The following is a 22562-nucleotide window of genomic DNA, read 5'->3' as shown; positions in this document are numbered from 1 at the left end:
AATCAATCTGTCCGGGCGGGAGTCCAAGGACTAGGGTGTTCAGACTTCGCGGCGGCGAGTTCGACGTCGCTCGCCTTGATCTCAAGCATAATCTTGCGTTGCATCCAGAGGTTCTTTCTGTCGTGTAACCGACAGCGACAACGTAGTAGCCGGCCCACGCCGGAAACCTCGCGCTCGGCCCACGAGGATGCCAAAGGCATAGCTTGTGACCGACGCTGGACTAGAGGAAGGCCCAAAGAGCTAGGCCAAGCCCCACAAGGCTGGCCAACCCAGTAACAAGCTGGAAGGTTTTGTTTTCGGCCATCCAGACGAGCGCTGTGCGGAGGCGGCCGCCATGCATAGCCCACCAGGAGGCGTTGGTCTTCAGATTGCGGTCATGAGCGCGCCCGGCAATGTTGGCGATGACGTCGACCTTTCGCAGGGTCGACTGATGCAGACCGACAAAATTGCGGTCTTCGAAAGCCCGGGCTTCCTCGGCGCCGCTCAGGAAATCGCGCGGCGCGATGTGATTCTTGTCGAGCAGACGCTCCATACGAGGATGATCGATGTAGCCGACCCCATATATGTCGATCAGCAGGCGGGACAGATCGATTTTGTTGTTGTCGTCGATAACGAAGGGCTCGCCGCCCAGAACGCGATAACGGTGTTCAATGGCCTGAAAGCCATAGTTGGCGTCCCGCATATTCCAGTGCAGGTACTTCATCCCGCGGTGCCCGCCCAGGTGGGCAAAAAAGTTGTCCAGCATTTCCTGTTCCAGCTCGTCGTAATGCTGTTCGATGCGGTCGAACGGGATGCCGCGGCGCTCGGCGGTCTGATGGATAGAGAACGACACGGTTTGTGCGGAATCGAGTTTGCGGAGCGCAATTGAGGTCACGCGGGGGGATCGTCCGTCGGGACGATCGTAAAAGCTCTCACACGAATAATGAATGATCCAAGCGTTCGCCGACTCGGCGAACATTCTGTCGAGCGTGTTGCGTGCCGCCTTTTGACGGGCAGGATTGGGCGCGTTCAAGGGCTGTTCCGCCGCGACAGGAAGGTACAGACGGCGCAGGCAACACTGACGAGGAGTTCAGCTTCCGCCGTGTCGATTTCCTGGCCTTCGCGCACGTGACGAGCGCGGTCCGATGCATAACCCCAGAGCTTTACGACTGCGGCATCCAACGGAGCGGGTAAGCTCAGATTGCGGACAAGCTGGCCGAGGGTTCGGTTCGGCTCTCCGGCTACGTCGCGGGCAGTCGCTTCCAGTGCGGCGATCGCATGCTGCATGGCGCCGGTAATGTCGGGGTCGGGCCGGCGCGAGATGTCGCGCAGCGCTTCGTGAATCTCGCTGGCGGCCCTTTCCCGCCCTGCATCCATCAAAACGCTGGCGGCCTCGGTGGTCGCTTCCTGGAATACTTCCGATCCTCTGAAAACGAAGCGGCCCTTCCGCATGTCCCAGCCGATACCATTCTCGCGAAAATACTGATTGAGACGATCGGTAAACTGCCGAGCACAGTCTGGATCGGTCCGTTCAAATGCGTCGTGGAGAGCTTCGGCGACATCATAGACCTTATACCAGGGGCAATCTTCGATGAGCTCGTTCACCTCGCCCCAAATATTCGGATAATTCGACCAGTTCGAGGGATCAGGCGGAACGAGCAGGACCTGACAAATGACGCGCCGCATGGCGGTCGGGCTCATGCCGATGCCGTGGGCAATCAGGGGAATAGCGTAGCGTAGGCCCTCGGGGGCGTCTTCGCGGACGGTGATCTCGGCGTCGGTGCCTCTATAGCCGTGCCGGTCAGAAAACGCCTCAGTCATGGACGCCTCCGGATAGGCACCGGTGGTCATATAAAGAGCCGGTAATCATAGGAGGCCGCTCCGAAACGCTGCAGCAGGGACCCAATTCTCGCGATTTCGTTGGACGATTGCAGGGTCGCCGGCAGCTTGGTGTAGAGGTCGAAGGTGTTCCAGTTCATCTTGGAAAGGCCCAGGATCTCACCGGCCATATCCTGCAATGGCGTATTGCCGGCATGGCGCCGAATGATGAGGGGCGCAGGAATCCGGCGCTTTCCCTGGAAGTATTTGTAGCGGGGGTTCAGCGCGCTGGTTGCGCCGTGGACCCAGAGAAGCGCGCTGAAATCGTCGAGCTTCATCACCGTACCGCGGCGCACCGGGTAATTGTCTTCACCCGGCGTTCCGTCCGGCTTCACGGTCGACGCTAGGTAGCGAAGGGCGTGATCGATCTGGATTTCGAGCATATCGATAGAGCCGACGCCGCTCAGGCCGTCGCGCAATCCTTCCCGCTCGTCCTTCGTGAAGGGCGTGCGCTTGTGAAGGACAACACGCTCGGGAAGCGCCATCCGCGCGTCGAAGAAGAGCTGACGGATGGTGTCGCCGACACGGCGCGCATCATCGCTGGACATGAACGGATTGCCGCGGCGGATGATCGGATTCTCGACCTTGCTGAGACGGTATTGAAGCCCCTCGCCGCGAGCGCTGTAGATATGGCTGCATCCGAGCACGACATGATCGCCACGCTGAGCGGACTTATCGATGCTGAAGCCGAGTCCGACGAAAGCGGCGTTGTCGGCCAGGTTGTCCAGGAGCCACGGTGTGCGCATGCCCTTGACGTAAAGCGCCAGGGAAAGCCACCACCAAACGCGGCACTGCTGGTTATCGGAGAGCGTATCCTCATTGAGGAACTGTGTGGCGATACCGCGCTGGACGCAGAAGGCCTTCACGAAGTTGTGGACGTCGAAGCTTTCGGAGTCCGTGCTGTAGCCGCGGAAGCTTTGCCAGCGGTCGGGGAAGTAGATCAGGACGACATCCGGCGCGTAGGAGGACTGGAGCGCCTCGATGCTGCGGTCGATAAGACGCGCGACTTCGAGCGACCCCTCAGCGGCGTTGCGGGCCGCGGGTTCGGGACACGTCATCCATCCCGGCGAATCCGGCGCCGGGAGTTCGATGGGCAAGCCATAGGCTGCCTGGAATCCCGGATAGTCGAGAAGGTAGTCCTGCTCAGTACGACGCGGACTGAAGGCCCGGTGAATATTCTGGAGATAGGATTGTAGCGTGCCGGCTTCGGCGGCTGGACAGACGACACCGATACGCAATGACGGCGAGAGGCCCCGGGCGGTGAGAGGATAATCATAGGGGCGGTTGTCCAGGATTCCGCGAATGGGATGCGTATCACGGACAGCGGCCGTGCCCCCTTTATTGGAAAAGAGCAAGGCAGGCTCGGCCAGTTGCACACCGCTGTGCTTGATCAGTGGCTGCATGGTCCCGGGTACGGTGAGTGGACGGCCACCGGTCGGCAATCCGATCCGGCCGAAGGCGGGGGAGCGCCGGATCCGAAACGTGAAGCCAGATCCGCAGTCGGGTGGAAAAGTGAACGCCGCCTGGCGATCATCCCCGAACAGTTCCTTGCGCCAGCTATTGACCGCTTTGTTAAAAGGACCGTTATGCTGGTAGCCGAGGATTTCGAGTTTGATCGGATTGGCGATTTCAGGCGGTGGCTCGGCGCCGGCCTGATCGAACACTTTGAGAGACGGCATCAGGACCAAATGCTGGACGCCGCCGATGCGGCGCAGGAAGATTTCCGCCGCCTCGTGAACGGCATAGCGCCCTATGGAGCGTTGAACGGAACGGAGTACGGCCGATCGCCAAAGCTGTTTGCGGCCGTCGGTTTCCAGCCCGGCCTTTGCGGCCATTGACCGAACAAGCGCCTGTCGCATCAGAGAAACGACGGCGCCGTCTTCATATTTGAGATCATCCGGGGTCACCGGCGTACGCTCGATCGGTCCCTTGATGTTGTCACCGAAAGCGTCCCGGATGTCCTCGATCGTGCCGAGAGCCAGCACCTTGCGAAACGGCACCGCGACCAAATGACGGTCGCCAACGGTCTCGCGGAGCGTCGCCCAGACCCGTTCGGTCGGCCAGGTTTTGAGATCGAACTGAAGTACCTCGCCCGGACAATCGATCTCGAAGGCGTTGCTCTTGATCAGCGTGCCGGCCGCGTACTCGGGAACGTCGAAAGGCTCCCGATGTAGCGCATCTTGAGGGGCGATCTGGGCAATGGCGTGTTGAGCGGCTTCGCGACGGTCACCCTGAAGACAATGGAGGGCGAGGCGCGTCATGAGGTCGTCGAAGCCCAGTGTGGGCACGTAATACGCGTTGCGCCCGTGTTCGCGGGCATGGCGAATCAGATCTGCTACAGGAGCCGGCGGATCGCCGTCGCCGAAACCGCACCAGTACAATGTGCCGGATCCTGCTTCGGCATAGGCGGCATAAAGCGCTTCCATAACGGAATCGTCCCGGCCGCTATAGCCGGCCACGATGAGGGGCGTGCTTCGCGTTTCCTCGATCAGCGCCTGACGCAGCGCCGCTTCCTGGGTCTGCAACTCTTCGGACGTGTTCTTCAGGGCGTCATAGCGATAATCGCCGTGCAGGGAGATACAAAGAAGCTCGCCATCGGACGTCGGCCGGGTCAGGCGCTGCTGGCTGTCAATCCCGACTTCAAGCGGCGTCAGGCTATAAGAAGCCGCGGCCCGGGCAGCGAGTCCGTCGAAATTCGTGGACCATACAGAACGCATCAAACCGGCTTCGGCGAGCTGGCAGACCAGTTGATAACCGATATGCGGTCGGGCGGTCCGGATCTTCTCCCGAAAATAGGCGCGCCGATCCTCGGCGATCGGGAAGCACTCACGGATATAGTAGCCGTATTCGTCCGGGCTCCCTTCCGGCGGGTAGATCCCCTGGCTGTCCAGCCATTGTTGTATCCGGCGGCGGATGGCGGGCAGGGTCAATTCGGAGAACTGGGCCTCGAGACCGGGATTATTGGTCAGGAAGATGCTGCGCTTCCATTCCCAGATGCACAATTCCGCCGAAGGCAAGCCGGAACTTATCGACGCTCCCGCTCCGAGGAAGACGGAGAGAGGTGCGCTTTTGCGGACCCCTACAGAGCGGACGAAGGCGTCGAGCGAGAGGACGATATCCTCCTTGCCTTCCTGGTCGGGAAGCGGAGATACGGCCTGGTTCATTGCGTACCCGTTCCCTTGGTCGACGCAGACCTTCCGGACAGAGGCAATTCGGGTTCGGCGGCTCCCGACTGATGGGCGCGAACGACTTCGCCGACGGCCCGGCGCACCACCCAGGCGACCGAAACGTCCTCCCTGCGAGCGATCTCCGTCAGGACGGCGTAGTCCTCGGCGTCCAGGCTGACCGATATTCGAGCTGTTTTGCGCGTTCCGCGGGGTCTGGGCATGAGGGTGATGTTAATTGCACCACTTTACATCACGCAAGGTGGATTCGCTTCTGTCTGCGAATTCTTGAGGTCAAGCTTACGAATGTTGTTTTGAGTTAACATATAGGTCCTTTAGGGTGCGTAAAAGCAACAAAGGAACCTTCGTCCGTTTGACATTACGGGGCATCATGTTAGATTGGAACAACATATGATGCGCAAATGTAGGTCGAAAACAACATGCCCCGTCAGAGCCAAATCGCCGAATCCCCGCCCGCGGCCGTCCGGGAGACCCTGGAACGACTGGGCGCCAACATCCGCACGGCCCGTGTCAGACGCAAACTGACGCAGGACGACATGGCCCGGCGCATGGGGGTGTCCCGATTCGTCGTGGCCGATGTCGAAAAGGGCAAGCCGACCACAGGTGTTGCCGCCTATATGGGGGCCCTGTGGGTGCTGGACCTCCTCAGTCAGATGAAGGAGGTCGCCGACCCGGCGCGGGACGAGGAAGGTATGACCCTTGAGCGTGCGCGCAGCCCGAAAACAGCCCGCAGCCGAAGGACGCTGAGCGATGACTTCTGAGCGGGAATGCTACGTTTATATTGTCCCGCCCGGCGAAACCGCGTTCGTGACGGCGGGCCGGTTCCGTTGGACCGAAGACAGCGCCGGGGCTGTCGGCGCGTTCGTCTATGGGCGCTCGTACCGTGAGCGGGCCGATGCCGTAGAAATCGACCCGGTCGAGCTCCGGCTTTCCGGCCGGGTCTATGAAACCGCGCGCATGGACGGCTTCTTCGGAGCCATCCGCGACGCGATGCCTGATTTCTGGGGCCGGCGCGTCATCGAGCGCAACGCCGGCCTCACCGAACTCGAAGAATTCGACTATCTGTTGCAGGGGCCGGACGACCGTGCCGGCGCGCTCGGCTTTGGTCTCAATGTCGAACCGCCGGCCCCGCAGCGCCGGTTTAATCGGACGGTGGACCTGGAACGGCTCCAGAGGGCGGCCGACGCCATTGTCGCCGACGATCCGGACGGCGCCGGCTCGGCAGGCCGGCAGGCCGAAGAGCTTCTCATGCTCGGCACGTCGATGGGCGGTGCCCGCCCCAAAGCGGTGGTCCAGCAGGACAATGATCTGTGGATCGCGAAGTTCAGCCGCCAGGACGACCGCTGGAATTATCCGCGGGTTGAGCACGGCCTGCTCAAGCTGGCCGAGACCTGCGGCCTGGATGTTGCCGACAGCCGAATGGAAACGGTTGGCGGACGTGACGTGCTGCTCGTGCGCCGCTTCGACCGCGACTGGGCGGAGACCGGATACCGCCGTCACCGCATGGTGAGCGCCCTCACGCTGCTCCGGGCGGGAGACGCTCCCGGAGAGCGCGGCGACTGGTCCTATCTTCTGCTCGCCGATGAAATCCGCCGGGTGAGCACCCGTCCGGAAGACGATTTGCGCGAGCTGTTCGGGCGGATCTGTTTCAATGCGGCCGTGTCCAATCTTGACGATCATCCGCGCAACCATGCGGTGCTGGCCAAGGATCGAGACTGGCGCCTGAGCCCGGCCTTTGATCTGACCCCCTCTCCTGTTGTCGCTGTGGATCGCCGCGACCTCGCAATGGCCTGCGGGAGGTTCGGCCGGTACGCCAACAAGATGAATCTGCTCAGCGATTCGGGCCGCTTTCTGCTCAATCGCGAGGAGGCAACCTTCCTATTCGAGCGGATCACGGCCACGGTTCGGGACGAATGGCGTCCAACCATGCGCCGCGCCGGGGCGAGCGAAGCCGACTGCGAGGCGATCCGCAGCGCCTTCGTCTATGACGGGCTGTTCTATGAAGACGCGGCCTGAGCGGACCGCTTGGGCTAACGTCCACGTTCGTGTACGCTAAGAGTCCGTTTGAGAATGGCTTCAATGGCTGATGCGGCGCAGGAGAAGGCTTCCCATGGCGACGTGGATCATGGCCTCGGAGACGTCGATGCGCTGCTCGTAGTCGCGCACCAGGCGCCGCCATCGGGTCATCCAGCCGAAGGTGCGCTCGACCACCCAGCGCCGGGGCAGGACCTTGAAGCCGGGCTCGTGGTCGATGCGGCGTACGACCTCGATGACGAAATCCAGGAACGCGGCCTTGTCCATGAGCTGCGTCCGGTCGTAGGCGCCGTCGGCGAACAGGTGCTTGAGCCACGGCCAGCGTTTGCGGATGGCGTCGAGGATCATTTGCGCCCCGGCACTGTCCGAGATGTCGGCCGGGGTCAGGTTGGCCATCAGCAATCGCCCGTCGGTGTCGACCACCACGTGGCGCTTGCGGCCGACCGTCTTCTTCGCCGCGTCGTATCCCCGCGCTGCGCCCGGCGCCGGGGCCTTGACTCTCTGGCTGTCGGCGACACCGCCGCTCGGGCTCGCCTCGCGTCCGGCCCGTTCGCGGTCGACCATCAGGGCGATGTCATGAATAGTTTGGAACAGCATCAGCCGCACGAACCGGCGAAACCACCAGTACACCGTCTGCCACGGCGGGAAGTCCTTCGGCAGCATCCGCCAGCCGCCGCCGGTGCGGGTCATGTAGCGGATCGCGTTCAACACCTCGCGGAGATCGACGCTCGGCTTGCGCCCGCGCCGCGCCGGCGTCGGCAGCAACGGCGCGATCCGCGACCACTCCTCGTCGGTCAGATCGGTCGGGTACCGCTTGGTCTTCCGCTCGATCCCGGCCATCCGGCCTCGCGTCTCTCGTGTCCACATGCACAGGGTGAATCACGAAACCCACCCGAGGGGAATCCCCTTTCTCAAACGGTCTCTAAGAACGTTAAGTCCATTAGGCTACTGTAACTACCGTCGACTCCAGACGAGCTGCGCGGACTGGCTCTCAGCGACCGTAAACATAGCCGCGGATATCGGCTCCGCCAGTGTTGGATCGTCGAGGCGGACGCTGACGTAGTCTTTCGGGCTTTCTCCACTTGTGCGCTCGCGCCAAGCAGCGCCAACCTCTGAGCGTCCGACGAACACCCGGAAATCCGGCGCGCGGTCGCTGTCGCGGTTGTCGTTGGGCACGAACCGCGCCTTCACGTCGATGGTGAGCGTGCGGATGGTGCCGGTCCAACCACCGTTCTTGGTGGGGGTGAACGTACCGATGATCGACATGGCTCTGCCTCCTTCCGTTGATCGGGTCAGCCGCGTTTCGGGGACGAGCGCTCCCGCCGCGCCTTGGCGAATCCGCGGTCGGCGGCGAGGAAGCTCTCCAGCATGTAAGGGATGAGCTCCGCCACGGGCTCGGCCTCGCCGTAGGTCTCGCGGTAGAGCTCGGCATAGGCCTGAAGCGCCTTGTTCAGCTCGGGCGTGACCGTGACGGTGATCTTGACCGGTGTCCGGTCGGGGAGCTTGGACAGCTTCAGGTCGGGCATGGCTATCTCCTCCGTCAGCCGCGGTAGGGTCTCAGCACCAGGTCCTTGTGGACGATGACGCGCAGCGGCCAGCCAGGCCGGACGGTGATGGTCGGCTGGATGTTGAGGTTGCGCTCGGTGATGCGCTGACCGGCGCGGTTGGCGTCGCGCTGGGCGGATTCGCGGATTGCCCGCAAGAGATTGCCCTCCTCTTCGCCGAAGGTCAGCTCGGTGCCGACGCCGAGCAGCGTCGAGAGCGCCACGCCGGCGATCAGCCGCCAGGTGTGGTAGTCGACCTCGTCCTCGAGACCCGCGTAGCCGGCCGTATCGGTCGCCGGCAGGTTCTCGATCACGATCGAGGAGCCGTCCGGCATGACGATGCGGTTCCAGATGACGAGCGCCCGGCTCTGCCCGAAGGCGACGACGCTGTCGTATTCTCCGATCAGGCGCGCGCCCTGCGGGATCAGGAGATGCCGGCCGGTCGGCGTGTCGTAGACGTTCCCGGTGACCTGGGCGATCACCAGTCCGGGCAAGTCGGAGTTGATGCCCGTTACCAGGCTCGCTTGGATCGCCGTGCCCGCCATCACCACGTAGGGCGAGACCGGGTCCTGGAGCGGGTGCGGATTGTAGACCGCGTCGTCGACGCGCTGGTTCAGGAAGTCGAGCTTGCGGCCCTGGTGGTTCTGATCCCGGGCGGGGTCGAGTGCGAGCCGGCTTTGGTCGTCAGAGCCATCCACGTATGGGTCAGATGCCCCCTGCCCTGTCCCCGGATTCGCCGCGGCGTCGGTAGTTCCTTGCCGTGCGGAGATCTGGAAGAACACCTCCGACTCGCGCGCCTTTCGTGCCTGTTGCGCGAGACGCAGACGTTCGGCCCGGGCGGCATCGGCCTCCGGGTCGGGCCGGAACGCCGGTACCGATGGCGGCGCCACGCCGAGATCCCGCTCCATGTCGACCACGGGCGGCCCCACGTCACCGGGAAGCGGCGGGCCCAGCTCCGGTGTCGGCTTCGGCATGTCGCCATAGTCACTCGGCAGCTCGGCCAGCCCCTCGGCAGTCGGCTTACGCTCGGTGCTGTACAGCTCGTCGCCACGTCGCTCCTCGCGGAACGTCGGCGGATCGAGCGCCACGAGGGTCGCTCCGAGGATCGCCGCCGAGCCGAGTGCCGCGCCCGCGATCAGGACCTTGCGGCTGAAGCGCGTGACGGGCCGTGGCCGGGCTCGGAGCGTTAAGCTTTCCGGGTCGCTCTTCGGCGGGGTGCTGCGCGGTTCGGCCTGGTCCGCCATCACCGGACCTCCGTCTCGTCCCGTGCCGGCGCCGCGTTTGCCTGGCGCCCGTCCGTGCGACTGATGCGGACCACCTGCTGGGGATCCTCGCCGAGGCGGAGCTCGGCGGCGGCGAACAGGCGGTCGACGATGTAGTAGTTGCCACGCACGCGGTAATTGACGAGCTCCGCCCCGCCCTCGGGACCGACCACGAACAGCGGCGGTGCTTCGCCCTGGTCGATCCGTCGCGGGAACTCGATGTAGACCTTGTAAGTGTCGTCGAACGCGCGGAGCGGCCGCCACGGCGGCGTGTCGCCGGTGACCTCGTAGCGGAAGCGGAGACGGTCGAGTGCGAGACCCTGCGCGACACTTTGTGTCTCATTCGCCCGCTCGTTCTGCCGGCGAAGGGCGACGAGCTCCTCGTGCGGATAGTGCCACGAGACCGAGGCCATGTAGGTCTCCTCGGTGCTCTCCAGCTCCAGGTGATAGGCCCGCCTGTCGGTGGTGATGACGAGGTTGGTCCGGAGGTCCGGCGCCACCGGCTTCACCAGCACATGCACCTGCTGGCGTTCGCCGGTGCCGCTGGTGGTGTCGCCCACCACCCAGCGCACCGTGTCGCCGGCCGAAACCGCGACCAGCTTCTCGCCCGGCTGAAGCGCGATATCGCTCACCTGCTCCGGCGCCGCGTAGAGGCGATAGAGCGCGCCCCTCGTGAAGGGATAGACCTGGACCGCGTTGATGTAGCCGTCCTCGGTCGGCTCCAGCCGCGCAGCAGCATTGGCATCGTCGACCCGGTCCGTCGGCGGGCCTTCGTCGGGCGCGGCCGGCTCCCCGTTCGGCGCCGGCTTCAGCTGGCCCGGCAGCGGCAACGGCTCGGGCACGGCGACGATCTCGACCGGCCTGGGCGGCTCCTGCTCTACGGCGGCGGGCACGAAGTCGCCGGTGTCGTAAGTGATCTCCGGGGGCGGCGTGCCCTTGGCGGCACAGGCGGCGAGCGCCAGCGCCGACACGCCGCACAGTAGGTGGCGGATGGGAGTCATGGCGTTTCTCCGGGGTTGAGCTCGCGCGACCAGTCGAGGCCGTGCACGTAGATGCCGAGCGGGTTCTTGCGCAGCGTCGCCACGTCGCGCGGCTGGCGGATGACGATGGACAGGATGCCGGTCCAGCGCTCGGTCTTGGCGAGGCTGCCACCCTCCCAGGTCCGCTCGGTCCACTTGACCTGGAAGGAGTCGTCCGAAGCGCGCACGACGCTCGTCACCTCGACGGAGACGCTGCGCTCGCCGACTGCCTTGAAGGGGTCGTTGATGCGAGCGAACTCGTTGAGGGTCTGGGCGGCCCGGTCGGTCGCAAAGTCGTAGGCCTCGAGCCAGCGCTTGCGCACGACGATGGGGTCGATCGAGAGCGAGCGAACGTTCCGCACGAAGCGCGCCAGGTGATGGGCGATCTGGGCGTCGGTCGGCTCGTAGGGCTGGACGGCCGGCGCCACCGCCTGGGCGGCGCCGAGCTCGTCGACCTCGACGACATAGGGCGTGATCCGGCTCTGCGCCGACTGCCAGATGAGGGCAGCCGCAAACCCGGCGGCGAGCGCCAGGCAGAAGAAGGCCATGAGGCGCCAGTTCCGGGCCTGGACGCGCGCCGAGCCGAGGCGCTCGTCCCAGAGCTGCGCCGCCTTCTGGTACGGGGTGACGGGCTCGGGGGTGTCGCCGTAACGGTTGGTCGCACGCCGGAACATGGCTCACTCCCTCTCGGACAGGTCGGGATTCGCGCCGGCGCCGGGCCGGTCCCCTTCCCGGACTGCCTGCTCGGTCGAATGAAGGCGCGCACGGCGGCGTTGCTCCGCCCGCAGGCGCCGCGCCCATACCGGAACGCCGCCGTCGCCCAGGGGAGCCGAGGCGATCGCAGGACCACCTGCCGGCCGGCCGCCGGTCGCCTGCCATGCCGCCGTGCGGCCGCGCTGCGCACTCTCGGCGAAACCACCGACCATGCGCGCCCCGGCGGCGTGGGCCGTACCGGCCCCTGCCCTGGCGACACCGACCATACCAGCGACCATGCCGGCCGCTCCGGTGGCGCCCGACGCGGCCTTGCCCATCCCGTAGGCCGCGCCGGTGCCAGCCGAAAGCGCCGTGCCGGCGCGCACGGCGGACAATCCGCCAGCACCGGCCATGCGGGTCATACCGACCGCGGCCGCACCGCCGGCAAGCGTGCCGCCGGCCACCGCGCCCGCCGTGCCAACAGCAGCGCCGGCGCCGAGCTGGGGTGCGCCAGAGACCAGGCCGGCGGCGATGCCGGGCCCGAAGATGCCGAGGCCGAACAGCGCGAGCGAGGCCAGCACTAGTGACATCGCCTGCTCGAGGCTGGGCTCCTCGCCGTCGAGGGCACCGATGAAGTCGCCGAACAGCGTGGTGCCGATGCCGATGATGACGGCGAGGACCATGACCTTGATGCCGGAGGCGACCACGTTGCCGAGCACACGCTCGGCGAGGAAGGCCGTCTTGTTCCACAGCGCGAAGGGCACCAGCACGAAGCCGGCGAGCGTGGTCAGCTTGAACTCGATGATGGTGATGAAGAGCTGGACGGCGAGGATGAAGAAGGCGAGCACCACGACCAGCCAGGCGAAGACCAGCACAACAATCGTCACCGCATTGTCGAAGAAGGTCGTGAAGCCGAGAAGCTCGCCCGCCTGCCGGATCAGCGGATAGGCGGCCTCGAAGCCCGTGCCGGCAACGTAGCCCGGTTGCAGCAGGCGATCCGGAGTCAGCCCGGTGGGCGTCGCCTTGAGACCCAGCCCCGAGAAGGACTGGAAGATAAGATCCGCGAAGAACTGCCAGTTGTTCAGAATGAGCGCGAAGGCGCCGACATAGAGCACCTTCCGGATGAGCCGGGCGAGAACGTTGGAGCCTTCGTCCAGCGCCCACCACAACCCGGCGAGCGTGATGTCGATGGCGACCAGGAGTGACGTGAGGAAGGCGACGTCGCCCGTCAGCAGACCGAAGCCCGAGTCGATATAGGTGACGAAGGTCTGCGTGAAGCGGTCGATGACGTTGATGTCGTCCATGGCGTCGCCTCGCTCACCTCAGTCCAGCGGCGTGTAGGCCTTGCCGTCGCCGAGGAACCGGTCGAACTGCGCGCGTGCCTGCTCCTGGGCGGCGGCCGCGCGGGCGCGCTCCAGCGCCTCGGCGCGGTACTGGGCGGCGACCAACTCCTGGGTCTGGAGCTGCTGCTTGGTCGAGAGCGCCATGAGCTGATTGGTCGCCTGTTGCGCCTGAAGGCTGCCGATGGCGGCCTGGGACTCGGCGAGGAGGCGCGCGAGCTCGCCGCTGTCGGCCTCGACGTTCTGCACGACCTCGGCCTGCACCAGCATGGTCTGGCGCAGGGCGTCCATCGAATGCTCCCAGCGGCCGCGCGCGTCGCGGGCGAGTTCGTCGGTGGTTACGGTCGCCGCGTACTCCTTGGGGTAAAGCCGCGCGAATTCCTGCTCGGTGCGATCGACCCGAAACGCGATGCCTTCGGCCTGCGCCATCAGCAGGTTGATCCGGCCGAGCGCCGCCTGGATCGCGCCGAGAGAGGAGTAATCGAGACGCTCCAGGTGCTTCGCCATGTTCTGCAGCATCAGCACCTGGTTCTGCAGGCTGCGGATCTGGTTGTTGATCTGTTGCAGCGCCCGAGCTGCCTGCAGGACGTTCTGGCTGTAATTCGAGGGATCGAACACGGTCAGCGCCTGCACCGGCTGGATTGGTGCAAGAGCGAGGCACACCGCCAGGCAGGCAACACCGAGATGGCGCTTCATGGCTGTCCTCCTTGTTCGGCGGGGAAGTCGCGTAGCAGGTCGGCTGCCCAGTCGAGGTCGCGCACCCGGAGCCAGGCCTCGGCGAACTGCTCTGGCCCATTTTCCGCCAGCACCCGGTCAATGAGCGCCTGGTCGGCCGGCTGGGATGCGGCGCAGAAGGCGAGCGCCACCGGGCCGAGGCCCAGCTCGAACAGCCGGTTGCCGCGCCAGGACTGCAGGTAGTAGTCGCGCTTCGGCTGGGCGGCGGTGATCAGCTCGACCTGCCGCGTGTTCAAACCGAAGCGCTCGTAGGCCTCCCGGCTCTGCGGCTCGAGCGCCCGATCGTTCGGCAGGAAGATGCGTTGCGGACAGGACTCGATCAGCGCCGGCGCGATGGTGCTGTCGGCGATATCGGCGAGCGACTGGGTGGCGAAGACGACGGCGACGTTCTTTTTGCGCAGCGTCTTCAACCAGTCGCGGATGCGCCCGGCGAACAGCGGATTGTCGAGAAAGAGCCAGGCCTCGTCGAGCACCAGAAGCGTCGGCCGGCTCCCCGATCCAGTCGGGGACGGGCTTCCGAACCGCGCCTCCAGGCGATGGAAGAGATATGTGAGCGCCGGCAGGACGGCGCCCGCTTCCTGCATCAGCTCTTCCATCTCGAAGCACTGCACGTCGGCCAGCGCGAGCTCCTCCTCCTCGGCGTCGAGCAGCGCGCCGTAGGGGCCTTCGAGCGTGTAGGGTGCGAGTGCCGACCGCAGGGCATTCGACTGCAGGACGACAGAGAGCCCGGTAAGGGTGCGCTCCGCCGGCGGCGCCGAGGCGAGGTTGCCGAGCGCCGACCAGACGTTCTCCTTCACTTCCGGCGCAAGGACGACCTTCTCGTGCGCGAGCAGGCCGGCGATCCATTCCGCCGCCCAGCTCCGGACGACGGGATCGTCGATGTGCCGCAGGGGCTGGAACGAGAGCGCGCCGCCGATGCCGAGCGCATGGTGCCGGCCGCCCATGGCAAGCGCCGCGGCGCGGGCTGAGCCGCCCTTGTCGAAGACATAGACCTGGGCGCCCGCGTAGCGCCGGAACTGCAAGGCCGTCAGCGCCAGCAGCACCGACTTGCCGGCGCCGGTCGGGCCGACCACCAGCATGTGGCCGACGTCGCCGACGTGGGTGGAAAGACGGAACGGCGTGGTGCCGCCGGTCTCGGCGAGCAGCAGCGGGGGTCCGTCGAGATGCTCGTTGCGCACCGGCCCGGCCCACACCGCGGACAGCGGCACGAGATGCGCCAGATTCAGCGTGTGGACCAGCGGCTGGCGGACGTTGGCATAGACGTGTCCCGGCAGGCTTCCGAGCCATGCCTCGACGGCATTGACGGTCTCTCGGATCGTGGTGAAGCCGTGCGCGTTGATGACGCGCTCGACCGCGCGGACCTTCTCGGCAGCCCCGGCCCGGCTCTCGTCCCAGACCGTGACGGTGGCCGTCAGATAGCCGAAGGCCACGTGGTCGCCACCCAACTCCTGGAGCGCCGCGTCGGCATCGACCGCCTTGTTGTCGGCATCCGAGTCGAGGAGAGGCGCCGGCTCGTTGTAGAGCACCTCGCGCAGGAGCACGGCGATCGACTTGCGCTTCGCGAACCACTGGCGCCGAAGACGAGTCAACGCGCTGTTGGCCGTGGTCTTGTCGAGCGGTATGAAGCGCGTGACCCAGCGGTATTCGAAGCCGAGGTGGTTGAGGTCGTCGAGCAGCCCCGGCCGGGAGGTGTTCGGAAAGCCCAGCGCGGTGACGGTGCGCAGATGCCGGTCGCCGAGCGTCGGCTCGAGCCCGCCGGCGAGCGGCGTATCGGCGAGCACCGCATCCAGGTACATCGGCGTCTCGGGCACCGCGACCGGATGGCGCCGGGCCGAGACGGTACCGTGCAGGTAGGTGAGCGTCTCGGCGTCGTCGAGCGGCGCGCAGACGGGCATCAGGCCGGAGAGCAGGTCGAGCGCCCGGTCGGTCTCCGCGACGAAGGCCTCGAGATGGTCGCGGTAGTCGATCCCGCGCTCGTCGGGCGGGGTCTCCAGAAGCGCCCGCTCGGCCCGGTTCACTTGGTCCGGTGGCGGGAGATAGAGGAGCGTCAGGTAGTAGCTGCTCTCGAAGTGCTGCCGGTGACGGCGCGCCGGCTCCCCATCGAGTTCGCCCAAGCTGTTCTCGAAGGTGGCGCGGCGCTCCCGGTCGACCAGCCAGGAGGCCGGGTCCGGGAATTCGGACGCCGGGTAGCCGGGCGCGGCGTGGCGCTCGGCCTCGAAGAACAGCGCCCAGCCCGACCCGAAGCGCCGCAGCACGTTGTTGAGCCGGGCACAGGTGGCGACCAGCTCGGGCTCGGTCGCGCTCTCCAGATCGGGGCCGCGGAAGCGGAAGGTCCGCTGGAAGCTGCCGTCCTTGTTGAGCACCACGCCGGGCGCGACCAGTGCCGCCCAAGGCAGGTAATCGGCGAGACGTTGCGGCTTGCCGCGGTATTCGGCGAGGTTCAGCATTCGAGCCATCCTTTGTGCCGGAGGTGGCGGCTCAGCACCTGACCGAACTGCGGGTCGCGCTTCGCCGCGAACGCGGCGAGCGAATGACCGATGGCCCAGACGAGGAGCCCGGCGATCCAGAGCCGGAGGCCCAAACCCAGTGCTGCCGCCAGCGTGCCGTTGACGATGGCGACGGTGCGCGGCGCGCCGGCGAGCAGGATCGGCTCGGTCAGCGCGCGGTGCAGCGGCACCTCGAAGCCCTCGACGTGCTCCGTCATGTGACCAGCGCCCCGCCGCCGAAGGAGAAGAAGGTCAGGAAGAAGCTTGTCGCCGCGAAGGCGATCGAGAGGCCGAAGACGATCTGCAGCAGCCGCCGGAAGCCGCCCGAGGTGTCGCCGAAGGCGAGCGACAGGCCGGTGATAATGATGATGATCACGGCGATGATGCGCGCCACCGGCCCCTCGATCGATTGCAGGATCGATTCCAGCGGCGCCTCCCACGGCATGCCCGATCCGGCGGCGAGCGCCGGCGTGGTGATGCCGAGGACAACGAGTGCGGCCAGTGTCGGGAGTACAATGTGTCGATGGCAGGGTTGACGCATGAGCCTGCTCCTTACGTTCACAGGGCGTGGAGGCGAGCCGGCGAGAGCTCGACGACGCGGTAGTCGCCGTGCGCGTCGAGGCCCTCGACCTCGGCGATGGTCTCGACGCGGCGCCCCTCGCCCCGGCCGCGGATGAAGACGACGAGGTCGATGGCCTGGGCGACGAGCCGGCGGGGCACCGTGACCACGGCCTCCTCGATGAGCTGCTCCAATCGGTAGAGCGCCGATTGGGCCGCGTTGGCGTGGACCGTGGCGATGCCGCCGGGATGACCGGTGTTCCAGGCCTTCAACATGTCGAGGGCTTCCGGCCCGCGGACCTCGCCGACGATGATGCGGTCGGGCCGAAGCCGCATGGTCGAGCGCACCAGGTCGGCGAGGCCCACGACGCCGGGCTTGGTGCGGAGCGCCACGCAATCGGGCGCCGCGCATTGCAGCTCGCGCGTATCCTCGATCAGGATCACCCGCTCGTCGGCTTGGGCGACCTCAGCGAGCAGAGCGTTGGCGAGGGTCGTCTTGCCCGAGCTGGTGCCGCCGGCGATGAGGGTGTTGCGCCGCGCGCGGACGGCCCTGCGCAGAGCGTCCGCCTGCAACGGCATCATGATCCGGTCCGCGACGTAGTCCTCGAGCGTATAGACCTTCGCCGCCGGTTTGCGGATCGCGAAGCAGGGCGCGGTCGAGACCGGCGGCAGCAGCCCCTCGAAGCGCTCGCCGGTCTCCGGTAGCTCGGCACTCACGACCGGGTTGCCGGCATGCGCCTCGACCCTCAGGTGGCTCGCCACCAGGCGGATGATCCGCTCGACCTCGGCTGCCTTCAGGCGCTCGCCAGTATCCACCCTGCCCTCGCCCAGCCGGTCGAGGCGCAGGCTGCCGTCCGGGTTGACCATCACCTCGATGACCGCGGGATCGGCGAGCGCCGCGCCGATCGCCGACCCCATCGCCGTGCGCAGCATGGTGCGGCGGCGCTGGCGGCTTTCCGCGTGTCCGTCGGTGCCGCTCATGGCTCGGCCTCCTCTTGGGACGTCTGCGCAAGCACCTCGCCCGCCAGCGTCCGGCCGCCAGCGATGCGGCGGCCGACCTGCTCGATGAAGGCCTGGAAGCGCTCCTGGCCGAGCGCGCGGGCCGCCTCCTGATCCGCCTCCGGGAGCGGCGCGGTCACGGTGAGGTAGTAGCGGACGAAGAGGGCCAGGCTCTCCAGCAGGATTTGCTGGTCGCGCTCGATGCGGTTGAGCTGCCGGCTGACCCGGTCGAGCCGGACCCTGAGGCGGTCGTCGAGCTCGTTGGCGCCGCGCCGCGCGAGGAAGCTGCGCAACGCGTCCGAGACGATCGCCGACTTGGACGAGCCGGGCTTGGCTGCGAGCGCTTCGAGCTGCTCCGTCAGCTCATCGTCGAGATAGAGGTGATGGCGCGGCTTCATGGCATCCCCTTAGAATCCCGGCAGCAGGTCGTCGTCGCGCCGGCCCGGATCGCCGTCGATGCCGTAGGCGCGGGCAACCGCCGAGAGCCGCCGGGCACGGTCCATGGTCTTGGTCTGGGCGGGCGCGTCGGCCTCGTCGTCCAGAAGATCGAGGTCGCTCTGCCGCGCGGGCTCGACGGGCTTCGACACCTCGGGCTCGGGCATGCCGGGATGGCGCTGGTGCTGCAGGCCGCCCTCGTCGTCCGCGTCGGCGAGGCCGAGCTCGCGGTCCGCCGCGGCAGCGAGACGTGCGTCGGTACCGCGGACCTGGCCCGTCCAGTCGTCTCGTCGGGGTACCGGGCGGTCGCGGTAGCCGTCGTCCGACAGTGCGGGCGCGTCCGCAATCCGCGCGGTGAAGTTGCGGTCCTCGTAGTAGCGGAGCTTCTTGGCGCGGAGCGGCGGCAGGCCCGAGACGAGCACCAGCTCATCGGAGGCCGGGAGCTGCATCACCTCGCCCGGCGTCAGCAGCGGCCGCGCCGTCTCCTGGCGCGACACCATGACGTGGCTGAGCCAGGGCGCGAGGCGATGGCCGGCGTAGTTGCGCTGGGCGCGCAGCTCGGTCGCGGTGCCGAGCGCGTCGGAGATGCGCTTCGCCGTCCGCTCGTCGTTGGACGAGAAGGCAATCCGGACATGGCAGTTGTCGAGGATCGCGTTGTTCTCGCCATAGGCCTTGGAGATCTGGTTCAGGGACTGCGCGATCAGGTAGGCGCGGATGCCGTAACCCGCCATGAAGGCGAGCGCCGTCTCGAAGAAGTCGAGGCGGCCCAGCGCCGGAAACTCGTCCAGCATCATCAGGAGCTGATGGCGGCGCCCCTTGTCCGGGCTGCCTTCCAGGCGCTCGGTCAACCGCCGGCCGATCTGGTTCAGGACCAGGCGCACAAGCGGCTTGGTCCGCGAGATGTCGGACGGCGGGATGACGAGGTAGAGCGAGACAGGCCGCTCGGCGTCGACCAAATCGGCGATGCGCCAGTCGCAGGCGGCGGTGGTGGCCGCCACGGTCGGGTCCCGGTAAAGCCCGAGGAAGCTCATAGCGGTCGACAGCACGCCGGAGCGCTCGTTCTCCGACTTGTTGAGCGCCTCGCGCGCCGCCTGGGCGACCACCGGATGTACCACCGGGTCCCGCGGCGTGCCGAGGTGGTTGGTCGCCATCATGGCCCGGAGCGTGTGCTCGAACGACCGGCGCGGGTCGGAGAGGAAGCTCGCGACGCGGGCCAGCGTCTTCTCCTCCTCGGCATAGAGGACATGCAGGATGGCGCCGACCAGCAGGGTGTGGCTGGTCTTCTCCCAGTGGTTCCGGCGTTCCAGCATGCCCTCCGGGTCGACCAGGATGTCGGCGATGTTCTGGACGTCGCGGACCTCGTGCGGCCCCTTGCGGACCTCGAGAAGCGGGTTGTAGCGGGCCGAGCGCGGGTCGGTCGGGTTGAACAGCAGGCAGTGCGAGAACCGCGACCGCCAGCCGGCCGTGAGCTGCCAGTTCTCGCCCTTGATGTCGTGGATAACGGCCGAGCCGGTCCAGGACAGCAGCGTCGGGATCACGAGCCCCACGCCTTTGCCCGAGCGCGTCGGCGCGAAGGCCATGACGTGCTCCGGCCCGTCGTGGCGCAGATAATCGCGCCCCAACCGGCCGAGGAACACGCCGCGCGGCTCGAACAGTCCGGCCCGCTCCGCCTCCCTGCGGGTCGCCCAGCGTGAGGAGCCGTAGGTGGTAACGAACCGGCCTTGCCGCGCCCGCCACAGGGAGCCGACGACGGCGACCACGGTGCCGAGCAGACCGCTGGCGCCGGCCAGCATTCCGGCGCGCCGGAACAGGTCCGGCGCGTAGGGCTCGTAGGCGTACCACCACTCGAACAGGCGCCAGGGGTAGTAGACCGGCCACTGCAGGAGCTCGAACCAGGGAGCACCGAGCCGCGGCTGGTAGCCCAGCATCGCCGCGGTCCACTGCGTCGTCGCCCACACCCCGCCGATGACGATGGCGAAGACGATGAGAGCCTGGCCGATGAGGAGCTTGGTCGGTGTCATGCCCTTGGGTCCACACGTCGATGCGACATGCGCGTCGCGTCACGCCCCAAGGGATTCATCAGGACGACGGAATCGGAAATCGCCTTTATTTACGCTGGTCTACGCCCTCTTCTGCGCTTGCCAAGTAGAGGCTATGAGAGCGTAGATCGCTGAGCGGAGCGTGGAACTGGAGTCCACGACGGGGTAAAGTCATCACACCGACAAAGGTCATAATGGGGGATGGTGGGCGACCGCCGCCGAAGGGGGCTCGGGAGACAGGATTACATCGACGGAGCTGGCAATGAGGAAGCATTCCGCCCTTCTCGGTCTTACCCTCGCAATCGCAGTCACGACAACGATGCCGCGTGCCTGGGCTGCCGATCCCAGTAGTTTCGAAGTAATGGGGCTCAGGCTCGGAATGAGTGCTTCGGAGGCCGAAGCCGCTGGCGAGGAAAATGGTTTCGACATTGTCAGGCGCGACCCTGCTCCGTCCTTCAAGCAGGCGGTCGCGCAACGGCGTGGCCAGCGGATTAACGGCAATACCTACACCGGCGTGAACAAGATCAGGCTTGTTCGAGGTGATGCTCGGGTCGAGGCGTTCTTCACGCCGACGCCGGATGGTCCACGCCTGTATCAAGTTGCGGCCAACGTTTTCGAGACCGACAATGATGTCGATCTTGGCAAAGAGATCATCGCAAGGTACGGGGAGCCCGATGAACGTGGCCAGCGCGAATGGCTATGGGGTGACACAGGAGTGTTCTACGCGCGAGCCGAACCGTATCTGGAATTTCAGCCGACGCCCGTCAGTGCGACGAGGCCACATCCTGTAGGGCGCCTGATCCTCGCCGACCCTGCCCTTCAGAAGCGCTCCCAAGAAGCAATCGCTGACGAAGCGATACAGGGCAGCAAATAGGTGTTCAGCGCGGTGCTATTTCGATCACCGAGGAAGGTGCGGAGTCAGCCCCTTTGTCACGCTGCGAGCGGCAAACTCACCCGAAGCAGACACCAGTTGGTCCCTTCCCCAAAGGTCTCGGTCGGGAGCGCCGCCGCATCGCAGACGAAGGCTGACACCCGAGCGGCGGCGGTACGCACCGCAGGCTTGACGTCAGCCGAACCAGGATGACCCTGGAGTGCGGTTAATCATGCGATCGTAGGTGTTCTCTTCATCCTCCGGGGCTTCCGGCGACGAATAGCGTGGCGCGGCGTCGTCAAGATGGATGAGCGAGATGGCGAAGTCGTAGTGGTCGGACAGCAGGGCGATCTCCTGGCAGGGCTCGGCAAACCAGACTCCGGCGTCGTGCTCGACGGTGCCCTTGCTGCTATCCAGATAGTCGGGCTGCATGGGTAGCGAAGTAGCGGGAACAGGCACCGGCGGCCGGTTCGCGGTGCGGAAGAAGACGCCAGTCTTGAGGGCACGCGGACTTGACCGGGCCCACAGGATGAAGCCTTCCCGCGACAGAACGAGGACCGAACGCCGCTCCGTGTACTGGAGCCAGCGCAACGTGGCGGCGATGAGCGACACGCGGTAGCGATCGGCACAGCTGCCGATATCGTCGAGGCTTGGCTTGGCCCGAGGCTCCAACTGCCGGCGAAAGTCGTCGAGGGGCATTAGAAGGGTCGCGGCGAACTCGTTGGCCTGCTGCTCCATCCGGGCGTAGTCGCTGTCCCACCGAAGCATGTCCTGCTGGCTGCATTCGATACCGTCAGGGTGATCCTGCCGGTGAAGGAGGTAGTGGCCGAACTCGTGGGCCAGGGTGAAGTTGATGCGGCCAGGTGAGCGGACGGCATTGTTGTAGATGATGCCCCAGCCCTTCTTGTGGGCGGGGGCGCGATAGAGGGCGCCGTCGAAGTTGGACAGGGCATCGCCCTGCACCAGGGTTACGGGGTCGTCGGGAAAGCGCTGGTGGGAGTAGTCCTTGGCGAGTTGCCCGACGTTGACGGGGAAGCGATCGGGGCCATCGCCAAAGGCGCTGTTGAGCAGGGTGGTGAGTGTGTTTGCCCAGCGCTGCGGCGACAGCCGTTCGGTCATTTTTCGTCGCCCCACAGCTTGACCATCTGCCGGATCTTGGCCTTTGTGGCCGAATCCATCTTCCGATACTGGCGGTAGAAGCTGGCGTCGGCGGCGTCATCCTCGGTGATCTTCTCATCGCCTTCGAGAAGATACTCAATGGTTGTGTCGAGCTGTTCCGCGATCTTCGCCAGCTTTTCCGCCGACGGTCGCGGCGGGTTCTTGTTCTCCAGCTCCCAAATGTAGCTCTTGCTGGAATCGGCCAGCTCGGCGAGCTGGTCCAGGGTATAGCCCTTCTGCGTTCGCAGGCGGCGAATCCTCTCTCCCAGGGGCGTCGGCACGGGGTACGGCTCCTCCATCTAGATGATTAACGCGTTGTTCGGAGTAGACTTATTTTACAGCCTTGA

At 66.1% G+C, this 22562-nt stretch carries 23 protein-coding genes; 3 read left to right on the top strand and 20 right to left on the bottom strand.

The features are described 5' to 3' along the window. Window positions 1-220 precede the first annotated feature (220 nt). Genes AUP43_RS11675 through AUP43_RS19685 form a run of 4 tightly spaced genes read right to left on the bottom strand, consistent with a single transcriptional unit; the run spans window position 221 to window position 5245 of the window. The gene (locus AUP43_RS11675; RefSeq protein ID WP_084462757.1) at window positions 221-1012 is read right to left on the bottom strand and encodes a hypothetical protein; all 792 of its coding nucleotides are present in this window, start codon (window positions 1010-1012) and stop codon (window positions 221-223) included. Continuing rightward, window positions 1009-1830: an AbiJ-NTD4 domain-containing protein gene (locus AUP43_RS11670; RefSeq protein WP_232315095.1), complete on the bottom strand. Its 822-nt coding sequence runs from the start codon at window positions 1828-1830 to the stop codon at window positions 1009-1011. Before AUP43_RS11670 ends, AUP43_RS11675 begins: the two co-directional genes overlap by 4 nt. Then, window positions 1827-5021 carry an SIR2 family protein gene (locus AUP43_RS11665; RefSeq protein WP_067556984.1) on the bottom strand — a complete coding sequence of 1065 codons (3195 nt, stop codon included), beginning with the start codon at window positions 5019-5021 and terminating at the stop codon, window positions 1827-1829. The genes AUP43_RS11670 and AUP43_RS11665 overlap by 4 nt, the downstream gene beginning before the upstream one ends. Then, window positions 5018-5245 (bottom strand): ribbon-helix-helix protein, CopG family, encoded by a 228-nt coding sequence (locus AUP43_RS19685; RefSeq protein ID WP_084462756.1) that lies wholly within the window; start codon window positions 5243-5245, stop codon window positions 5018-5020. The genes AUP43_RS11665 and AUP43_RS19685 overlap by 4 nt, the downstream gene beginning before the upstream one ends. A gap of 216 nt (window positions 5246-5461) precedes the next feature. Between AUP43_RS19685 and AUP43_RS11660 the strand changes: the two genes are divergently transcribed. Continuing rightward, on the top strand, window positions 5462-5803 hold the full coding sequence (locus tag AUP43_RS11660; RefSeq protein WP_067556981.1) for a helix-turn-helix transcriptional regulator: 342 nt from the start codon (window positions 5462-5464) through the stop codon (window positions 5801-5803). Then, window positions 5793-7058 (top strand): type II toxin-antitoxin system HipA family toxin, encoded by a 1266-nt coding sequence (locus AUP43_RS11655; RefSeq protein WP_067556978.1) that lies wholly within the window; start codon window positions 5793-5795, stop codon window positions 7056-7058. Before AUP43_RS11660 ends, AUP43_RS11655 begins: the two co-directional genes overlap by 11 nt. Window positions 7059-7118: 60 nt before the next feature. On the opposite strand, the gene AUP43_RS11650 is transcribed toward AUP43_RS11655, so the two are convergent. The 14 genes from AUP43_RS11650 to AUP43_RS11585 all read right to left on the bottom strand — a co-directional run bounded on the left by AUP43_RS11650 (window position 7119) and on the right by AUP43_RS11585 (window position 20168). Then, window positions 7119-7943 (bottom strand): IS5 family transposase, encoded by an 825-nt coding sequence (locus AUP43_RS11650; RefSeq protein ID WP_084462755.1) that lies wholly within the window; start codon window positions 7941-7943, stop codon window positions 7119-7121. Window positions 7944-8030: 87 nt separating this feature from the next. Beyond that, window positions 8031-8342: a DUF736 domain-containing protein gene (locus AUP43_RS11645; RefSeq protein WP_067556972.1), complete on the bottom strand. Its 312-nt coding sequence runs from the start codon at window positions 8340-8342 to the stop codon at window positions 8031-8033. Window positions 8343-8368: 26 nt separating this feature from the next. Continuing rightward, window positions 8369-8602: a DUF2274 domain-containing protein gene (locus tag AUP43_RS11640; protein WP_067556969.1), complete on the bottom strand. Its 234-nt coding sequence runs from the start codon at window positions 8600-8602 to the stop codon at window positions 8369-8371. A 14-nt stretch (window positions 8603-8616) separates the two neighbouring features. Beyond that, window positions 8617-9864: a TrbI/VirB10 family protein gene (locus tag AUP43_RS11635; protein ID WP_067556966.1), complete on the bottom strand. Its 1248-nt coding sequence runs from the start codon at window positions 9862-9864 to the stop codon at window positions 8617-8619. Next, a complete protein-coding gene (gene trbG, locus AUP43_RS11630) occupies window positions 9864-10883 on the bottom strand; it encodes a P-type conjugative transfer protein TrbG (RefSeq protein ID WP_067556964.1) in 1020 nt (339 codons plus the stop codon). The genes AUP43_RS11635 and trbG overlap by 1 nt, the downstream gene beginning before the upstream one ends. Then, window positions 10880-11575: a conjugal transfer protein TrbF gene (gene trbF, locus AUP43_RS11625; protein ID WP_067556961.1), complete on the bottom strand. Its 696-nt coding sequence runs from the start codon at window positions 11573-11575 to the stop codon at window positions 10880-10882. Before trbF ends, trbG begins: the two co-directional genes overlap by 4 nt. Window positions 11576-11578: 3 nt before the next feature. After that, complete coding sequence (gene trbL / locus AUP43_RS11620) at window positions 11579-12898, bottom strand: P-type conjugative transfer protein TrbL (RefSeq protein WP_067556957.1); 1320 nt, start codon at window positions 12896-12898, stop codon at window positions 11579-11581. Window positions 12899-12916: 18 nt separating this feature from the next. Continuing rightward, entirely contained in the window at window positions 12917-13630 is a 714-nt protein-coding gene (gene trbJ / locus AUP43_RS11615) for a P-type conjugative transfer protein TrbJ (protein WP_067556954.1), read from the bottom strand. Next, entirely contained in the window at window positions 13627-16116 is a 2490-nt protein-coding gene (gene trbE / locus AUP43_RS11610; RefSeq protein ID WP_067556951.1) for a conjugal transfer protein TrbE, read from the bottom strand. The genes trbJ and trbE overlap by 4 nt, the downstream gene beginning before the upstream one ends. After that, window positions 16110-16373 (bottom strand): VirB3 family type IV secretion system protein, encoded by a 264-nt coding sequence (locus AUP43_RS11605; protein ID WP_067556948.1) that lies wholly within the window; start codon window positions 16371-16373, stop codon window positions 16110-16112. The genes trbE and AUP43_RS11605 overlap by 7 nt, the downstream gene beginning before the upstream one ends. Next, on the bottom strand, window positions 16370-16696 hold the full coding sequence (locus AUP43_RS11600; RefSeq protein ID WP_067556945.1) for a TrbC/VirB2 family protein: 327 nt from the start codon (window positions 16694-16696) through the stop codon (window positions 16370-16372). Before AUP43_RS11600 ends, AUP43_RS11605 begins: the two co-directional genes overlap by 4 nt. A 17-nt stretch (window positions 16697-16713) precedes the next feature. Next, a complete protein-coding gene (trbB, locus tag AUP43_RS11595) occupies window positions 16714-17694 on the bottom strand; it encodes a P-type conjugative transfer ATPase TrbB (protein ID WP_067556942.1) in 981 nt (326 codons plus the stop codon). Further along, window positions 17691-18110 (bottom strand): ribbon-helix-helix domain-containing protein, encoded by a 420-nt coding sequence (locus AUP43_RS11590; RefSeq protein WP_067556940.1) that lies wholly within the window; start codon window positions 18108-18110, stop codon window positions 17691-17693. Before AUP43_RS11590 ends, trbB begins: the two co-directional genes overlap by 4 nt. A 9-nt stretch (window positions 18111-18119) precedes the next feature. After that, window positions 18120-20168 (bottom strand): conjugal transfer protein TraG, encoded by a 2049-nt coding sequence (locus AUP43_RS11585; RefSeq protein WP_067556938.1) that lies wholly within the window; start codon window positions 20166-20168, stop codon window positions 18120-18122. 280 nt (window positions 20169-20448) lie between these two features. On the opposite strand from AUP43_RS11585, the gene AUP43_RS11580 reads away from it, so the two are divergent. Next, window positions 20449-21060: a hypothetical protein gene (locus tag AUP43_RS11580; RefSeq protein WP_067556936.1), complete on the top strand. Its 612-nt coding sequence runs from the start codon at window positions 20449-20451 to the stop codon at window positions 21058-21060. Window positions 21061-21252: 192 nt separating this feature from the next. Here the strand turns inward: AUP43_RS11580 and AUP43_RS11575 are convergent, their stop codons facing one another. Beyond that, complete coding sequence (locus AUP43_RS11575) at window positions 21253-22176, bottom strand: ImmA/IrrE family metallo-endopeptidase (RefSeq protein ID WP_067556933.1); 924 nt, start codon at window positions 22174-22176, stop codon at window positions 21253-21255. After that, the gene (locus AUP43_RS11570) at window positions 22173-22496 is read right to left on the bottom strand and encodes a helix-turn-helix domain-containing protein (protein WP_067556930.1); all 324 of its coding nucleotides are present in this window, start codon (window positions 22494-22496) and stop codon (window positions 22173-22175) included. The genes AUP43_RS11575 and AUP43_RS11570 overlap by 4 nt, the downstream gene beginning before the upstream one ends. Window positions 22497-22562: the final 66 nt, after the last annotated feature.

The organism is Oceanibaculum pacificum (assembly GCF_001618175.1).
Taxonomy (GTDB): domain Bacteria; phylum Pseudomonadota; class Alphaproteobacteria; order Oceanibaculales; family Oceanibaculaceae; genus Oceanibaculum; species Oceanibaculum pacificum.
Note: the sequence above shows the minus strand (reverse complement) of the source record. Positions and strands in the feature narration are given on the sequence as shown.

What these genes read in the sequence shown, in the direction of transcription:
- AUP43_RS11670 (WP_232315095.1), bottom strand. Translation starts at nt 1,830, where the DNA reads ATGACCACCGGTGCCTATCCGGAGGCGTCCATGACTGAGGCGTTTTCT.
- AUP43_RS11665 (WP_067556984.1), bottom strand. Translation starts at nt 5,021, where the DNA reads ATGAACCAGGCCGTATCTCCGCTTCCCGACCAGGAAGGCAAGGAGGAT.
- AUP43_RS19685 (WP_084462756.1), bottom strand. Translation starts at nt 5,245, where the DNA reads ATGCCCAGACCCCGCGGAACGCGCAAAACAGCTCGAATATCGGTCAGC.
- AUP43_RS11660 (WP_067556981.1), top strand. Translation starts at nt 5,462, where the DNA reads ATGCCCCGTCAGAGCCAAATCGCCGAATCCCCGCCCGCGGCCGTCCGG.
- AUP43_RS11655 (WP_067556978.1), top strand. Translation starts at nt 5,793, where the DNA reads ATGACTTCTGAGCGGGAATGCTACGTTTATATTGTCCCGCCCGGCGAA.
- AUP43_RS11650 (WP_084462755.1), bottom strand. Translation starts at nt 7,943, where the DNA reads ATGTGGACACGAGAGACGCGAGGCCGGATGGCCGGGATCGAGCGGAAG.
- AUP43_RS11645 (WP_067556972.1), bottom strand. Translation starts at nt 8,342, where the DNA reads ATGTCGATCATCGGTACGTTCACCCCCACCAAGAACGGTGGTTGGACC.
- AUP43_RS11640 (WP_067556969.1), bottom strand. Translation starts at nt 8,602, where the DNA reads ATGCCCGACCTGAAGCTGTCCAAGCTCCCCGACCGGACACCGGTCAAG.
- AUP43_RS11635 (WP_067556966.1), bottom strand. Translation starts at nt 9,864, where the DNA reads ATGGCGGACCAGGCCGAACCGCGCAGCACCCCGCCGAAGAGCGACCCG.
- trbG (WP_067556964.1), bottom strand. Translation starts at nt 10,883, where the DNA reads ATGACTCCCATCCGCCACCTACTGTGCGGCGTGTCGGCGCTGGCGCTC.
- trbF (WP_067556961.1), bottom strand. Translation starts at nt 11,575, where the DNA reads ATGTTCCGGCGTGCGACCAACCGTTACGGCGACACCCCCGAGCCCGTC.
- trbL (WP_067556957.1), bottom strand. Translation starts at nt 12,898, where the DNA reads ATGGACGACATCAACGTCATCGACCGCTTCACGCAGACCTTCGTCACC.
- trbJ (WP_067556954.1), bottom strand. Translation starts at nt 13,630, where the DNA reads ATGAAGCGCCATCTCGGTGTTGCCTGCCTGGCGGTGTGCCTCGCTCTT.
- trbE (WP_067556951.1), bottom strand. Translation starts at nt 16,116, where the DNA reads ATGCTGAACCTCGCCGAATACCGCGGCAAGCCGCAACGTCTCGCCGAT.
- AUP43_RS11605 (WP_067556948.1), bottom strand. Translation starts at nt 16,373, where the DNA reads ATGACGGAGCACGTCGAGGGCTTCGAGGTGCCGCTGCACCGCGCGCTG.
- AUP43_RS11600 (WP_067556945.1), bottom strand. Translation starts at nt 16,696, where the DNA reads ATGCGTCAACCCTGCCATCGACACATTGTACTCCCGACACTGGCCGCA.
- trbB (WP_067556942.1), bottom strand. Translation starts at nt 17,694, where the DNA reads ATGAGCGGCACCGACGGACACGCGGAAAGCCGCCAGCGCCGCCGCACC.
- AUP43_RS11590 (WP_067556940.1), bottom strand. Translation starts at nt 18,110, where the DNA reads ATGAAGCCGCGCCATCACCTCTATCTCGACGATGAGCTGACGGAGCAG.
- AUP43_RS11585 (WP_067556938.1), bottom strand. Translation starts at nt 20,168, where the DNA reads ATGACACCGACCAAGCTCCTCATCGGCCAGGCTCTCATCGTCTTCGCC.
- AUP43_RS11580 (WP_067556936.1), top strand. Translation starts at nt 20,449, where the DNA reads ATGAGGAAGCATTCCGCCCTTCTCGGTCTTACCCTCGCAATCGCAGTC.
- AUP43_RS11575 (WP_067556933.1), bottom strand. Translation starts at nt 22,176, where the DNA reads ATGACCGAACGGCTGTCGCCGCAGCGCTGGGCAAACACACTCACCACC.